The sequence below is a fragment of the Corynebacterium sp. MSK044 genome, assembly GCF_030232825.1.
In the GTDB taxonomy this organism is placed as follows: domain Bacteria; phylum Actinomycetota; class Actinomycetes; order Mycobacteriales; family Mycobacteriaceae; genus Corynebacterium.
Window position 1 is genome coordinate 168,324 of sequence record NZ_JASPJJ010000002.1, and the last position, 15,531, is coordinate 183,854.

Genomic DNA, 15,531 nt, shown 5'->3' on the forward strand with positions numbered 1-15,531 from the left:
CCATGATCGTCACACTGTCTGACACCTCCACCCGGGAGATCACCAAACTTCTCCTGGACAATCAGGAAAACCACTCCTTGGCCACGGGCCGAGTACTCACCCTCATCGTTGTTGCGGATATCGCCGATGATGTGGAATCCATCCTCGATAACGTCCGCAGCGCCTCCCATGAGCACCCAGCACGCGTTCTCATGCTCATCACAGGCAACCCCGACGGGGAAGCTTCAATGGACGCGCAGGCTATCTTGTCGTCGGATGCTGGGGCTTCGGAGATCGTCGTGATGGATCTGCACGGGGATTTGGCTAACAACCTTGATTCCGTCGTTACGCCTTTGCTTCTACCGGACACCCCGATTGTGACGTGGTGGCCATCAACCGCACCGGCGGATCCGATCCTGCACCCATTGGGCCGCCTTGCCCACCGGCGCATCACGAATGCCCGTGAGAATGTGGACGGCAACACCCTCCTGCGCCTGGCAAATGGCTACTCCCCTGGGGACTCGGACATGATGTGGTCCCGCATCACTAACTGGCGTGGCGTTGTTGCCTCAGCCGTGGATGCGTACCCGCACGACCCGATCACCGCGGTGGAGATTGATGGGCCGAACGATGACCCGAGCGTGGATATGGCAGCCGGTTGGCTGGCAGCATGCCTTGACCTCGAAGTCCACCGCACGACTAGTGGGGAGACGCGCTCCGAGCCCTCACGCTACTTCCCGGTACGCCGCCTTACGCTGCAGCGCGAATCCGGCCCTGTGACAGTCAGCGTGAAGGACGATAAAACGGTGCGCGTCACTGTCCCCGGCATCGGCGCGCAATTCGTAGCCCTTGGCACGCGCAGTGATGCAGACTGTTTGGCAGAAGAATTGCGGCACCTTGATCCCGACTTTGCGTACTCGCAGGCGTTGAAAGCACTACCGAACGTGAAAGTTGTCTAAAGTCGGAAGACAGTAAAGCACCACAAGGAGCGATGAGCACATGGTTAGCGTCGAAAAAGTCCCCAACCTGGATGTTTTGATTGATCAGGCATCCAGTCGATTCGTAGACACCGTCGCGGAGGTTGTGAACTCCGATGACGGCGGCGTCCACGGGGATGGCATCGCGCGCGTTGTCTTCACTGGTGGCGGTGCTGGCATCAAGCTGCTGTCCCGCCTCGTCCGAGCAAAGACACTCGACTGGTCCCGCATCCACGTCTTCTTCGGCGATGAGCGCAACGTGCCGGTGTATGACCCAGAATCCAACGAAGGTCAGGCGCGTTACGCGCTGCTGAACCACGTTCACATCCCAGAAGCCAACATTCATGGCTACCGGGCCGGAAGCACCACGTTGGAAGACGCCGCGGAGAACTACGCGCGCGCAATCGAGCAATTCGCCCCGCTAGGTTTTGACCTTCACCTGATGGGCATGGGCCCAGACGGCCACATCAATTCCCTGTTCCCCCACTCCAAGCAGCTGGCCGAGCGTGACCAGCTCGTCGTTGCTGTGAAGGACTCCCCGAAACCACCCGCAGAGCGCATCACTCTCGCCTTGCCGGCCGTGGCCCGCGCACGCGAAGTATGGCTGCTCGTCTCCGGTTCAGAGAAGGCCCCCGCAGCACATCAGCTTATAGCCGGCACAGTCTCCGACGAATGGCCCGTCACGCTCATCCCTGAGCTGGCGTACACCGTTCTTTTTATCACCGAGGACGCTGCCACAAGTCCAGAGATCTAGATCTTGCTTTGGCGCCGCCCGTGCGCCATTTGGCTCTGTTTGGCTCCGCTTATCCCTGTTTGGCCCCGCTTAGCCCGGCTCAGCTCTTGAGCACCAACTCCCTGTGTAAACGCTTACATTGCACCGGTAACTACCAAGCAGTAGAAATTTTCTACCAGGGATTCTATCGGTGCCAGTTTTTCGCGATGTAAATCTTTACACAGCCCCAGCTAAAAGCGGTGACCAAGGACACCCCTCGCCACACCCTTAACGCTTATTTTTGCCTCTCGAACGTGAAAAAGCCGGGACGATTTTCGTCCCGGCTTACTGCTTGTACGAGCTAGAGGCCGTACGCCTGAATGAGATTCAAGCCGATGATGCAGAGGATCCAGATAACCGCGACGATGACGGTGTAGCGGTTCAGGTTCTTCTCCACCACGGTCGAACCAGAGAGATTTGCCTGGACACCGCCACCGAAGAGGCTGGACAGACCGCCACCTTTGCCGCGGTGCAGGAGGACAAAGACACTCATCAGGATTGATGCGATAACCAGAATGATCTGCAGTGTCAGGGTCATGGGTGTGTCTGCCTCCAAATGTGGGTGCGGGTTAACTCGTCATATGGTACACCAGCGCCGGGACAGTTCCAGCATTGCTGGCCCCGGTGGTGGCGTACCGGGTGGTTTTAGCTGCGCACTGCATCGCCGGCCACCGCCACCAACTTGGCAAAGTCAGCGCCGTCGAGGGATGCTCCGCCGACGAGGCCTCCATCAACATCGGGTTGGCCGATGATCTCAGCAACCGTCTCCGTCTTCACGGAGCCGCCGTAAAGAATGCGGATGCCAGCGGCGACGTCGGGGCCTGCCAGCTCACTAATGAGCGATCGAATTGCCGCGCACATCTCCTGAGCATCAGCCGCGGAAGCGCTCTTACCGGTGCCGATCGCCCAGACCGGCTCGTACGCAATAACCACGTTTGCCAGCGCAGCGGCATCTAGCCCGGCGAGCGACGCGCGGGTTTGCTCAACGACGAATTCAACGTGGTTACCTGCCTCGCGCACATCGAGCTGCTCGCCGACACACACGATCGGGGTGATCCCCTGGCCCAACGCTGCCTTGGCCTTCGCGGCCACCAGCTCATCGGACTCATTGTGGTATTCACGGCGCTCGGAGTGGCCCACCACTGCCCAGGTGCAGTCGAGCTTGGCCAGCATCTGTGCGGATACCTCACCGGTGTATGCGCCCGCTTCGTGTTGGGAAACGTCTTGCGCACCGTAAGTGATCTGCAGCTTGTCACCCTGTACCAGGGTCTGCAGGGAGCGTAGGTCGGTGAACGGCACCGTGAGGGCTACGTCCACGTCTTCGTAGTAATCCTTCGGCAGAGCAAAGGCGAGGCGCTGCGCCTGGGAGATCGCCTCAAGGTGGTCATGGTTCATCTTCCAGTTACCGGCGATGAGCGGCTTACGTGCCATGAGAAATCCTTTCTTCAGGTAAGCGGGATTAGTTAGCTTCCAGCACTGCCACGCCTGGCAGCTCCTGGCCTTCAACCAGCTCGAGGGAGGCGCCGCCACCGGTGGAGATGTGGGAGAAACCGTTCTCATCCAGGCCAAGCGTACGCACGGACGCGGCAGAGTCGCCGCCACCAACGACGGTGAAGGAACCGTTGTTGGCGGTTGCATCGATCATTGCCTGGGCAACAGCGCGGGTGCCGTCGGCGAAGTTCGGCTTCTCAAATACACCCATCGGGCCGTTCCAGAACACGGTCTTGGAATCAGCAATGATCTCCGCGTACTTCTTTGCGGTCTCCGGGCCGATATCCAGGGACAGCCAGCCCTCCGGAATACCGTCAAGGTCCACGACCTTACGGTCCGCATCATTATCGAATTCGGAAGCAGCAACGAGGTCCACTGGCAATACGAGCTTGTCACCGTACTTAGCCAGGAGCTCCTTGCAGGTGTCCACCATCTCCTCTTGGAGCAGGGACGCCTGGGTGTTGTGGCCCTGGGCGGTGAGGAAGGTGTAGCACATGCCACCACCGATGATGACCTTGTCGGCCTTCTCCGCCAGTGCTTCAATCACACCGAGCTTGTCGGACACCTTGGAGCCGCCGAGGACGACGATGTACGGCGCCGTCGGATTGTCCTTGATCGCAGCCAGCTTCTCTACCTCAGCTTGGACCAGGTAACCCGCGTAAGCCGGGAGACGCTTGGCCACGTCGTAGACGGAAGCCTGGGCTCGGTGGACCACACCGAAACCATCGGACACGAAAGCGCCGTCGTCAGCGGCGAGAGCCGCAAGATCATCGGCAAACGAGCCGCGCTCAGCATCGTCCTTGGAGGTCTCGCGCGCATCGAAACGCACGTTCTCCACGAGCAACACGTCGCCCTCGGATAGGCCGTTGGCACGCTCGTGTGCATCCTCGCCCGTGACATCAGAAGCCAGGGCGACGTACTGGCCGAGCTTCTCAGACAATGCCTCCGCAACCGGCTTCAGGGAGTACTTCGGGTTGACCTCACCCTTCGGGCGGCCGAGGTGGGCGGTGAGGATGACCTTCGCTCCCCCGTCGATAAGCGCCTGGATGGTTGGCAGAGAAGCATCGATACGACCAGCGTCCGTGATGTTGCCGTCATCATCGAGTGGAACGTTGAAGTCCGAGCGGACGAGCACGTGGCGGCCGTCAACGCCTTCCTTCAGCAGCTCATCAATAGAACGTACAGCCATTGTGGTTGTCTCCTTCAAGAGTTATTGGATTGTGGCGGGAAAACGTGAGTATGCGCATACGCGAAACCCGGAGGAATGTGCGTGGCACTCCCCCGGGCTTTTGCTCAGGCACGCGCGGGGCGCGGAAGTTGCCGGTTTAAAGGTTATCCGCGACGTGCTTGGTCATGCGGATGTACTGGGAGGTGTAGGAGTACTCGTTGTCGTACCAAGAAATGATCTTCACCAGCTTGCCGTCGATCACACGCGTCATACCAGCGTCAAAGATCGCGCCGTGCTCATTCGCAATGATGTCGGAGGACACAATCGGATCCTCCGTGTACTCGAGGGCCTGACCGAATTCCGGATCCTGGACAGCCTTCTTAACTGCGGCGTTGACTTCCTCATCCGTGACTTCCTTAGACACATTCACCGTGAGGTCCGTAGCGGAACCCGTGATGGTGGGCACGCGCATAGCAAAACCGTCGAGCTTGCCTTCCAGCTCAGGCAGAACCAGAGCCACGGCACGAGCAGCACCGGTGGTGGTGGGCACAATGTTATGCGCAGCAGCGCGGGCACGGCGCAGATCCTTGTGCGGTGCGTCCTGGATGCGCTGGTCACCGGTGTAGGCGTGGATCGTGGTCATCAGACCGTTCTCAATGCCAAATGCATCGTTGAGGACCTTCGCTACTGGCGCGAGGGAGTTAGTGGTGCAGGATGCGGCGGAAATGATGTTCTTGTCATTGGTGTAGTCGTGGTGGTTCACGCCCCACACGTAGGTGCCGTCCACATTCTTGGCCGGTGCGGACACAATGACCTTCTTGGCGCCAGCATCGATGTGTGCCTTCGCCTTCTCACCATCGGTGAAAATGCCGGTGCACTCAAGGACGATGTCAACGTTTGCGTCGCCCCAAGCAAGGTTTGCCGGGTCCTTCTCAGCGGTGACCTCGATGCGCTTTCCGTCAACGGTGATCGAGTTGTCGTCGAATTCAACGTCACGGCCCAGGCGACCGTAAGCGGTGTCGTACTTGACTAGGTGAGCCAGCGTCTTGTTGTCGGTCAGGTCGTTGATCTTCACAACTTCGAGTTCATCCGCGAACTTGTCCAAGATGATGCGGAAGGCCGAACGACCAATGCGGCCAAAACCGTTGATACCAATGCGAGTGGTCACTGAAAAGACTCCTTGTACTTATCTAGGTGTTCTGTCCAGACCGTGAACCGATTACAACGTCAACCCGCGGCCTCTTACTCCCAGTGTAGAGAATTGAACCCGTAGTCGCAGGGGCACGCGGAATTACCAAAACCTGGCTTTAATCCTCTTCAGTCACCGCTGCATGCGTATCCGGTATGCCCAGTTCCTTTGCCCGTTTATCGGCCAAAGACAGCAGACGGCGGATACGGCCCGCCACGGCGTCCTTAGTCATCTGGGGCTCAGCCAGGCGGCCAAGCTCTTCCAGGGAAGCGTGGCGGTGCTTGACGCGGAGGAACCCGGCGTCAGCCAGGTGTTCTGGAACATCATCGCCGAGAATTGTCATTGCCCGGTCAACGCGGGCAGCAGCTGCTGCGGCGGCTTGGGCGGAGCGGCGCTGGTTGGCATCGTCAAAATTCGCGTGGTGGCTTGCACTGGTCCGCTCTTCGCGCTTGATGCGTTTTTCATCCCATTCCAGTCGCGCGCGCGGTGCGCCCATGCGGGACAGGAGGATGCCAATGCCATCACCATCACGCAGGAAGACACGTTCGGTGCCGCGGGTCTCTTTGGTTTTAGCGGCCACGGACAAACGGCGCGCCAGACCAACTAACGCCAGCGCAGTCTCCTGCCGTGGGCAGATAACCTCAAGTGCAGCGGTGCGGCCTGGTTCAGTCAGGGAACCCCGCGCCAAAAAGGCGCCACGCCAGGCGGCTTCCACTTCGCCGATCGTGCCGGAAATGATGTTGCGCGGCAGACCAACAACCGGGTGCCCTGATGCGGTGACCAGACGGAAGCGCCGGATCACATCCTTCGCACCATCAGTGACCTTCACTTCGAAGCAGGCTTCCCGTGATTGGGTGCCGGCGTTGATGCTGTTGACCTCAACGTCAATGTCGCAGACGTCCCGGATTGTTGCGGCAAGGTGGTCCGCCACGGCACGCTCTGCGAATTCCGCGCGGATCTCAAGTCCGCGTAGGCCTTGTTCAAACTCGCTAGCTACTCGCAGCATTGCGGTCGCCTCAGCGATCCGGGCATCCGCACCAGTGGGGGCCACACCCAGGAGTTCGTCTTTGACTTTCGACGTCAATGCCACGTTCCCATTCATCCTTTCCGTTTGCTCACATCAGCTTAGTTTCCACGCACAAGCGTTGTGATGGCAGCTGCCAGTTTTTCTGGATTGTGCCTGCTCGTCCGCTGTCCTGCCGCGTCAACCTCGGCGAGATCCGCAAACGTCACATCGGCTCCGGCATTCGCCGCGGCCCGTTGGAGGTAGGCCCTCTCTCCTTGCGACAACATGATGCCCGAGTCAGCCAAAAAGTGGTCGACTTTTAAGGTCGGCGCATGCTGGTTGAACACGTGGATATGGCGCTCCGTAGTGAATCCTGGGGTCTCCCCTGCCTCTGGGGACAGGTTCAGGATGACAATGACGGTGGCCTTTGTTTCAGTCAGGGCCTGCACAATCTCTGGAATCAACAGGTGCGGGATCACAGAGGAGAACCAGGAACCCGGCCCAATGGTCACCACATCAGCGTTGAGAATCGCCTCTACCGCAGCGGGGTTGGCCGGTGGCTTCGCGGGAAGGATTCGAACGCGGCGAACGGATCCTGGGGTGGTGGCCACCGCCACCTGGCCGCGCACAGACCGGACCACCCGCGGGTCATCATCTAGCCCCGCTACGTCCGCTTCAATGTCGAGCGGTTCCAAGGCCACCGGCAGAACCCGACCGACGGTCTGCGTCCACTGCCCCACTGTGTCCAACGCCCGCTGCAAGTCCCCATACGCCTCCGCCATTCCAGCGATGATGAGGTTGCCCACCGCGTGGCCCGCCATGGCGCCGTTGCCACCAAAACGGTGCTGGATGATGTCTTTCCATTCCTCCCCGAACTCGGTCGACGGTGTTAACGCCGCCAGCGCCATGCGGAGATCTCCTGGCGGCACAATGTCCAGCTCACGGCGCAAGCGACCGGACGAACCACCGTCATCGGCAACGGTGACAATGGCGTTCACGTGATAATCACTAGGATCACCAAGACCAGGATCCTGAGCCGCGATCTGCTTCGCCGCTAGAAGCGTCTGGTGGAGTCCGTGGCCGCCACCAAGGCTGGCTACGTTGATGTGAGGGGCGTTCATGATGGGAAGTCTTTCTCTTGCTCAAAGGGGCTTGCCGTATCACCGTCTGCGCACTGCGCACGGAGACTAGTGCCGCTTCAGATCCCTATGCATCACAGCAACGTCCACTTCCCCACGCGCACCAAGCCGTCGCCCGATTTCCTCGGAGACCGCCACGGAGCGGTGGTGCCCACCCGTGCAGCCAATGCCCACGGTGACAAAGTCTTTGCCCTCGTGTTTGTAGCCAGCCATCATGGAGCTGAGTAGGTCCACAACCCCGTCGATAAACTCGTCCGCGCCAGGCCGAGACAGCACGTAATCGCTGACGGGCTTGTCCACACCGCGGAAGTCACGGAGCTCCTCAATCCAGTAAGGGTTGGGCAGGAAGCGCACGTCAAAGATCAGGTCAGCATCACGCGGGGAGCCATGCTTGAAACCGAAGGACTCGACGGTCACATGCTGTTTCGTCGAGCCAAGATCACCGGCGGAGGCCTCGATCGCACGACGCAGATCATGAATGGACAGGTTCGAGGAATCGATGATCACGTCCGCTGTTTCACGCACGCGCGCGAGCTCAGCGCGTTCACGCGCGATACCCACGTGCAGCGGGTTGTCGCCCTGCAGCGGGTGGGTGCGACGCACGCTATCAAAGCGTTTGATCAGCACCTCGTCGCGGGCTTCAAGGAAGAGAATGAAGGGGTTGTAGCCGCGTTCACGCGCCTGCTCGATGAAGTCCATGAGCGACCCGCGGAAGATGCGTGCGCGCACGTCTGTCACCACGGCGAGTTTGTCCACCGGGGAATCTTCGGCCATAGCCATGTCCATCAATTCGAGGCCGAGCTGCGGTGGGAGGTTCTCAGAGACGAAGTAGCCTTTGTCTTCAAAGACGTTTGCTGCGCTGGACAACCCGCCGCCGGACATTCCGGTGATGATCACGGGGCGCGGTGCGGAAGAGGAAGTCATGTGCCCCATCGTATCCAAAGAGACAAAGCATGTAGCTGCTTATCGACGTTCCCCCTGCAAATGGTCATACACCTTCTGCGCGAGCTTTGGCCCCATACCTGGGACCTCGGTGATGTCCTCGACGCTGGCAGCTTTGAGCTTCTTCACACTGCCGAAGTGCTTCACCAGGTCACTGCGGCGCGCTGGCCCGAGTCCTGGGATTCCGTCGAGAGCCGAGGCGCGCATGCGCTTGGAGCGTTGCTGGCGGTGGTAGGTGATGGCAAAACGGTGTGCTTCATCACGGATCTGCTGGAGCAGGTACATACCCTCGGAGTTGCGGGGCAGAATGAGCGGCTCATCATCGTATGGCACCCACACCTCTTCGAGCCGCTTGGCTAGGCCGATGAGGGCGACGTCGACGACCCCGAGATCGTCGAAAACTGCTTGGGCCGCATTGACCTGTGGTTTGCCGCCGTCGACGATGAACAGCTGCGGCGGGTAGGCAAAGCGTTTGTTGCTTGCTGTTTCCACCGCGTCATCTGTTTCCTCATCGGCGAAGGCAGTATTGTCCAGCTCCGGGTCCTCCGGATTGGCCAGCTTGTCCTGGGTATGGCGCTTGAATCGACGGCGAGTGACTTCGGCGATGGAGCCCACATCATCGCTGCGCCCATCCCCTGCTGCTTCCTTGATGCGGTAGCGCCGGTAGTCCGATTTCTTGGGCAGGCCATCCTCGAAGACAACGAGGGAGGCGACCACATCCGTGCCCTGGATATGGGAAATATCAGTGCACTCGATACGCAAAGGTGCCTCGTCGAGGCCTAACGCATCCTGAATATCCTGCAGCGCCTGCGACCGCGCGGTGAGATCCCCTACCCGCTTGAGCTTGTGCTGACGCAGGGATTCCTTCGCGTTGCGGTGAACGGTCTCCATGAGCGATTTCTTATCGCCTCGCTGCGGCACCCGAATATCCACAGGACCACCACGCAGTTTCTCGAGGAGCTCCTTGGTCTCCGCTGGTTCTGCGGGCATGACTTCCACGAGGATCTCACGGGGAACCGGCATCGGGGCACGTTGCGCTGCGTGGGATTCTTGGTCCACACCACGGCGACGCACCTTCTTCGCCGCCAACCGCTCATCTTCGATACGTTCCTGCTCAACACGCTCCACGGCGTCGGAGTAGTACTGCACGAGGAAGTTCTGCATCAACACCGGCAACGCAGGATCGGCTTGGCCCTCTTCAAGGCGTTCCATGCTGCCGGGCTCATCACCTGTTTTCTCCACGACCCAGCCACGCTGGGAGCGGATACGACCTTCACGGACAGTGAAGATCTGCACGGCGGCTTCCAGCTCATCCGTATCAAAGGCGATGATGTCCGCGTCCGTGTCCATGCTCAGCACGACGGTCTGACGTTCCATGACTTTGTTGACGGCCCCGAGGTCATCCCGAAGCCTCGCTGCTTTTTCAAACTCCAGGTTCTCACTGGCTTCCAACATCTGGTTGGTCAACGCTTTGACCAGCGCATCAGTGCGACCAGACATGAACCCCATGAAGCCGTCGACGATGTCCGCGTATTCTTCCTCGCTCACACGCGCAACGCAGGGGGCGGAACACTTATCGATGTACCCCAACAAACACGGCCGCCCCAACTGCTCGTGGCGGTTAAACACGCCGTTAGAACAGGTCCGAATGGGAAAGACGCGAGTGAGCAGATCTAAAGTTTCGCGCACCGCCCACGCATGGGAGAAGGGGCCGAAATAACGCACGCCCTTACGACGTGGCCCGCGGTAGAAGAAGGCCCGCGGGTAATCCTCTTTCACGCTGACCGCGAGCATGGGATACGTCTTGTCGTCGCGGTACATGACGTTGAACCACGGGTCGAAGCGCTTGATCCACGTGTATTCCAACTGGAGCGCTTCCACTTCGCTGGCTACAACGGTCCACTCCACCTTCGCGGCGGTAAACACCATCTGGCGGGTGCGCGGGTGCAGCTGCTCTGGTGGCTGGAAATAGTTATTCAGGCGGGCACGCAGGTTCTTTGCTTTGCCCACATACACCACGCGCCCAGAGGCATCGCGGAACTTGTACACGCCAGGCTCCGTTGGGATGCTGCCTGGGGCGGGACGGTAGGTTGCTGGATTAGCCAAGGGGCTAGTCCTCAGGCATGTATCGGGCTTCCAGCGCGCGGAAGTCCTTCACCGCAGCCACAGCTCGTTCCTTGTCCGCGGACTGGATGGCCCACAGTGGAACATATTCGAACTCTGGCAATTCCAACCGCGCCATGCGGGAACCCTGCGGAAACGCAAGACCGTAGACAACCAACCACGGATAAAAGCGGGTGCCAATAATATTGCGCACCTCCACCCCATCTTCATTCACGCGGACGCGCGGACGGGACAACCCGATCCACGTTGCAGCGGACAGAATCAGGCCAATACCGGGGAAGGCAAACTTGTCAATGGTTGTGACAGCCGCGCCCGTAAATTCAATATCCACGACAGCACCCATGAAGATGTGCACAGCCATGATCAACACAACCAACATCAGGGCAACGCGCTTCAACGCCGGCGAGGTGATTTCCAGCTCCCACGGCTTCGTCGACGTCACCGCATGCGGGTCCAACGCGTTGTAATAAGCCAGGTCCCGGTCGCTGATGCTTCGTCCCGGTGCGCTGTTTGTGTTAGTCACTGCACTCTTCCGTGGTTGTTGTTCGGCGATTATTCGCTGGGTTTTCTCACGTCATCCTACCCACGCTGTCACGTGGGCGACAAGATTCATCACCAGTGGTCGTGGGTGCGCGGAGCAAACGCCCGCACGCGCGCGAGAGTCAGCGCAGTACCCAATGCGGCGTCCATCGCTTCCGCCCCCTTGTCCTCCTTGGTGCCCGGCCCACCCGTGCGCGCGAGGGCCTGCTCCACGTTCTCCACGGTGAGCACCCCATTACCCACCGGGACTTGCTCATCGAGTGCCACGCGCGTCAAACCCTCCGTGACGGAATCGCACACGTAATCAAAATGCGCGGTCTCTCCACGAATGACGCACCCCAATGCAACCACAGCATCAAAACGTCGTGCGCACGCTTGAGCAACCACGGGAAGTTCGAGCGCACCAGCCACGCTAAAAAGCTCGGCCTTCGCGCCAGCCTCACGCGCTGCCGCCAATGCGCGATCGCGCAGCTTATCGACGATCTCCGCATTCCACTCCGTCACCACCACAGCCACGGTCAAACCCTCAGCTGAAATGCGGCGTGGTGCTGGTGCTCCAGTCGTTGCCATTGATGGTCCTTCCCTTCGCTTTGAACCTATTGTCCCTGAACCTGTTCCCACTCGGCGACGAGTGGCAAGTCATGCCCCATGCGGTCACGTTTCGTGCGCAGGTAGTGGATGTTGCAGTTATTCGGTGCGATCTCGATGCGCGTGCGACCGGAGATAATCGGACCGTAACCACTCAAGGCTTCTACCTTCTCCGGATTATTCGACAGGATTTCGGCGGAGGCGATACCCAAGTCGGCGATGATCTGGCCGGCGACGGAGTACTCGCGGGCGTCGATAGGCAATCCCTGCTCTAGATTGGCGTCGACGGTGTCCAGACCATCCTCCTGCAGCCGGTAAGCGTGCAGTTTGGCCACGAGACCAATGCCGCGGCCTTCGTGGCCACGGACGTACACGATCACGCCACGGCCAGCTGCCTGGATCTGGCGCATGGATTCATGCAATTGTGGCCCACAGTCACAGCGCTGCGAAGCAAACACATCACCAGTCAGGCACTCAGAGTGGACGCGGACAAGAACATCCTGCCCGTCCGTGACATCGCCGCATACGAGGGCGATGTGCTCGGTCGCGTCGACAAGCGAGCGATAACCGTACGCCGTGAACACGCCGAATTCTGTAGGCAACGTGGTCGTGACTGCACGCTCGATGATGCGATCCGTGCGACGGCGGTACGCGATGAGCTGCTCGATGGAGATCAACGGCAGATTGTGCGCATCAGCGAATTCACGCAGTTCCGGTCCACGCGCCATGTCCGTCGGATCCTTCTCAGACACCAGCTCACACAACACACCCACCGGCGTACAGCCAGCCATCCGGGCAAGATCAACGGAAGCCTCTGTGTGCCCATCGCGCGCCAGCACACCGCCGGCCCGTGCACGCAATGGCACGATGTGGCCGGGGCGAGTGAAATCCGTCGGGGTGCTCTGCGGATTGGCAAGACGGCGAATCGTCTCCGCACGCGAGGTTGCGGAAATACCCGTCGTTCCCGTCGCAGCATCAACCGTGACCGCATAAGCGGTGCCACGGGCATCCTCGTTCTGCGCAACCATCGGTGGCAGATCCAAGCGAGTAGCCGCCTCATCTTCCATGGCCACGCAAATGTAGCCGGAGGAATACCGCACCATGAACGCCACCATTTCCGGTGTCGCATGCTGCGCGGCGAAGATGAGGTCACCTTCGTTCTCACGGTCCTCATCATCCACCACGACCACCGCACCACCTCGGGCGATGGCCGCCACAGCATCTTCCACAGAATCAAGGCGCAGCGAGTCCATCATGGCTTTAGATGGTAGCCCCCAACCATTTTCTCAACGTACTTGGCCACCACGTCTACTTCGAGGTTCACCGGGTCCCCCACCGCCATGTCCCCAAACGTGGTGTCCACCAGTGTCGTGGGGATAAGGGAGACTTCAAGGAAATCCTCCCCAACAGCGGAAATAGTCAGTGAGGTGCCATTGATAGCAATGGAGCCTTTCTCCACCACATAGCGTGCCAAATCCGCAGGCAAGGAAAAGCGCAACACCTCCCAGTGCTTGGATGGAGTGCGGCTGATCAGCTCGCCGACACCATCCACATGGCCCTGAACAATGTGGCCCCCCAGCCGAGCCCCAGCAGCGAGTGCGCGCTCCAGATTCACGCGGGATCCGACCTGGTAGCTGCCCAGGCGGGAACGATTCAGGGTTTCTTGCATGACATCCGCGGTGAAACCCTCGGGGAGCTTGTCCACCACCGTCAGGCATACACCGTCCACCGCGATCGAATCGCCGGGGGCAGCATCGCTGGCGACCATTGGTCCGTGCACGGTCAGACGAACAGCATCGGTGAGCTGCTCCAGCTTTTCGACGCAGCCCACTTCCTCAACTAAACCCGTGAACATCAGTCGTTCCTGTCCTTCCTGCATAGTTCAATGACGGCATCTTCACCGAAGGAGAATGCGTCATACAGTTGATAGCGCTTCGCGTCACCGATCGTGTCTACTAGGGGCCCATCCAGGAGGCTGCGTCCAGCACCGAAAAGCATCGGCGCGACGTAGGCGGTAATGCGGTCCACGACATCGAGTTGAAACACGCTGCGCATAAGCGTTGGTCCGCCCTCCACGAGGACATCTCGTGCGCCGGATTCATACAGCGCCTGAAAAGCTTCTTCCGGTGTTGCGTACTGCTCGAATCCCAGCCTGGTCAGGTTGCCTTCCGGCACCTCGCGCGTACCCACCACGATGCGACGAGGCTGGTTAGCTAAGAGCGCACCATCCCTGTCACGAGCAGTGAGCGATGGATTGTCCGCAATTGCGGTGCCGGTACCGATCACAATGGCATCACGCATCGCCCGGTCGTAGTGCACGTACTGGCGTGTTTCTGGCGCCGTAATCCACTGGCTTGTCCCGTCGGGCGCAGCCGTGAAGCCATCCAGAGTTGACGCGAACTTCGCGGTCACAGACACACGTCCGTACCGCACTGAGTCCAGCCACGGTTCGAGCCCTTCAACAGGAAAATCCACCTGCGTTACCTGGACCCCGTGCGCGCGAAGGTAGTCCGCGCCACCGGCTGCCTGGGGGTTGGGGTCATCGTTGACGTAGTACACGTGGCTAATACCGGCAGCCACGATCGCTTCAGTGCACGGCCCCGTCCTGCCGGTGTGATTGCACGGCTCAAGAGTCACGGCCAGGGATGCCCCGTTCAAGCGATCGGGGTAAACGGTTGCAGCCTGATCGAGCGCGACCCTTTCCGCATGCCGGCCACCGGGTGGTTCGGTGGCGCCCGTCGCAATGATGCCACGCTGATCAAAGACAGCACAGCCCACCGCTGGGTTCGGGCTGGTGGTACCGCGCACCTTCTGACCAGCATTACGCGCCGCGATAAGGGCGGACTGCACCGCCTCGGGGATGTCGTGGACCATTTAGCGGTTTGCGGCGACAGTGGCCAGATCGCGCAAGGTTTCAACTGCCTCAGCCGGATCCTCAGCACCGAAGACAGCGGAACCAGCCACGAATGCATTCACACCCGCTTCGGCTGCCAGCTCGATCGTGGATGAGGAAATGCCGCCATCGATGCCGATGATCGTGGACAACCCAGCCTCTTCAATGCGCTCCCGCAAGGTAGCGACCTTGCTCAGCACCTCCGGCATGAACTTTTGACCACCGAAGCCCGGCTCCACACTCATCACCATCACCTGCTCAAAGTGCTCAATATCGTCGAGGTACGGCTCAATCGGCGAGCCCGGCTTAATGGCAAAACCTGCCTGGACACCCAAGTCGTGGAGTTGCTTAGCCGCAGCGATGTGATCATCCGTGGCCTCAATATGGAACACCAGGCGGTCACCACCAGCCTTGATATAGGTCTCGAACCAGCGCTCCGGCTCCTCAATCATCATGTGAATATCAAGGAACTGGTCCGTCACGCCATCAACCGCCTTGGTCACGTCCGGACCAAAAGAAAGGTTAGGCACGAAGTGTCCATCCATGATGTCCACGTGGATGAGGTCAGCGGTAGGAACCTTTCTCACATCCGCGCCGAGCGCGGCGTAGTCAGCGGCCAAGATTGACGGGGCAATGTAGATCATGCCCCCACTCTACTTCGTGCGGGTGAAGGATTTAACATGCCCGTTTTTGGTGACCTGCAGGAACGCGGGTCCACGGTGG

Annotated in this window: 16 protein-coding genes; 2 read left to right on the top strand and 14 right to left on the bottom strand. The window is 59.9% G+C overall.

Annotated elements, in window-relative coordinates:
* Window positions 1-2 precede the first annotated feature (2 nt).
* Entirely contained in the window at window positions 3-938 is a 936-nt protein-coding gene (locus QP994_RS02345; protein WP_284865235.1) for a glucose-6-phosphate dehydrogenase assembly protein OpcA, read from the top strand.
* Between the two features lie 40 nt (window positions 939-978).
* On the top strand, window positions 979-1,710 hold the full coding sequence (pgl, locus tag QP994_RS02350; RefSeq protein WP_284865236.1) for a 6-phosphogluconolactonase: 732 nt from the start codon (window positions 979-981) through the stop codon (window positions 1,708-1,710).
* A gap of 319 nt (window positions 1,711-2,029) precedes the next feature.
* Here the strand turns inward: pgl and secG are convergent, their stop codons facing one another.
* The 14 genes from secG to rpe form a co-directional block, all read right to left on the bottom strand.
* Window positions 2,030-2,266, bottom strand: coding sequence for a preprotein translocase subunit SecG (secG, locus tag QP994_RS02355; protein WP_102723281.1), 237 nt, complete (start codon window positions 2,264-2,266; stop codon window positions 2,030-2,032).
* Window positions 2,267-2,373: 107 nt separating this feature from the next.
* Window positions 2,374-3,159: a triose-phosphate isomerase gene (gene tpiA / locus QP994_RS02360; protein ID WP_284855572.1), complete on the bottom strand. Its 786-nt coding sequence runs from the start codon at window positions 3,157-3,159 to the stop codon at window positions 2,374-2,376.
* A 28-nt stretch (window positions 3,160-3,187) separates the two neighbouring features.
* Window positions 3,188-4,408: a phosphoglycerate kinase gene (locus QP994_RS02365; protein WP_284865237.1), complete on the bottom strand. Its 1,221-nt coding sequence runs from the start codon at window positions 4,406-4,408 to the stop codon at window positions 3,188-3,190.
* A gap of 136 nt (window positions 4,409-4,544) precedes the next feature.
* On the bottom strand, window positions 4,545-5,555 hold the full coding sequence (gap, locus tag QP994_RS02370; RefSeq protein WP_284865238.1) for a type I glyceraldehyde-3-phosphate dehydrogenase: 1,011 nt from the start codon (window positions 5,553-5,555) through the stop codon (window positions 4,545-4,547).
* 139 nt (window positions 5,556-5,694) lie between these two features.
* Entirely contained in the window at window positions 5,695-6,666 is a 972-nt protein-coding gene (gene whiA / locus QP994_RS02375) for a DNA-binding protein WhiA (protein ID WP_284865239.1), read from the bottom strand.
* A gap of 35 nt (window positions 6,667-6,701) precedes the next feature.
* A complete protein-coding gene (locus QP994_RS02380) occupies window positions 6,702-7,703 on the bottom strand; it encodes a gluconeogenesis factor YvcK family protein (RefSeq protein WP_284855577.1) in 1,002 nt (333 codons plus the stop codon).
* A gap of 66 nt (window positions 7,704-7,769) precedes the next feature.
* A complete protein-coding gene (gene rapZ / locus QP994_RS02385; protein WP_284855578.1) occupies window positions 7,770-8,645 on the bottom strand; it encodes an RNase adapter RapZ in 876 nt (291 codons plus the stop codon).
* 39 nt (window positions 8,646-8,684) lie between these two features.
* Window positions 8,685-10,769 (bottom strand): excinuclease ABC subunit UvrC, encoded by a 2,085-nt coding sequence (gene uvrC, locus QP994_RS02390; RefSeq protein ID WP_284855579.1) that lies wholly within the window; start codon window positions 10,767-10,769, stop codon window positions 8,685-8,687.
* Between the two features lie 4 nt (window positions 10,770-10,773).
* Window positions 10,774-11,310 (bottom strand): PH domain-containing protein, encoded by a 537-nt coding sequence (locus QP994_RS02395; protein ID WP_284855580.1) that lies wholly within the window; start codon window positions 11,308-11,310, stop codon window positions 10,774-10,776.
* A gap of 89 nt (window positions 11,311-11,399) precedes the next feature.
* Entirely contained in the window at window positions 11,400-11,897 is a 498-nt protein-coding gene (ribH, locus tag QP994_RS02400; protein ID WP_284865240.1) for a 6,7-dimethyl-8-ribityllumazine synthase, read from the bottom strand.
* A 26-nt stretch (window positions 11,898-11,923) separates the two neighbouring features.
* On the bottom strand, window positions 11,924-13,171 hold the full coding sequence (locus QP994_RS02405) for a bifunctional 3,4-dihydroxy-2-butanone-4-phosphate synthase/GTP cyclohydrolase II (protein ID WP_284865241.1): 1,248 nt from the start codon (window positions 13,169-13,171) through the stop codon (window positions 11,924-11,926).
* A complete protein-coding gene (locus QP994_RS02410; RefSeq protein WP_284865242.1) occupies window positions 13,168-13,770 on the bottom strand; it encodes a riboflavin synthase in 603 nt (200 codons plus the stop codon). The genes QP994_RS02405 and QP994_RS02410 overlap by 4 nt, the downstream gene beginning before the upstream one ends.
* On the bottom strand, window positions 13,770-14,789 hold the full coding sequence (ribD, locus tag QP994_RS02415; RefSeq protein ID WP_284865243.1) for a bifunctional diaminohydroxyphosphoribosylaminopyrimidine deaminase/5-amino-6-(5-phosphoribosylamino)uracil reductase RibD: 1,020 nt from the start codon (window positions 14,787-14,789) through the stop codon (window positions 13,770-13,772). The genes QP994_RS02410 and ribD overlap by 1 nt, the downstream gene beginning before the upstream one ends.
* Window positions 14,790-15,452 carry a ribulose-phosphate 3-epimerase gene (rpe, locus tag QP994_RS02420; protein WP_284865244.1) on the bottom strand — a complete coding sequence of 221 codons (663 nt, stop codon included), beginning with the start codon at window positions 15,450-15,452 and terminating at the stop codon, window positions 14,790-14,792.
* Window positions 15,453-15,531 lie beyond the last annotated feature (79 nt).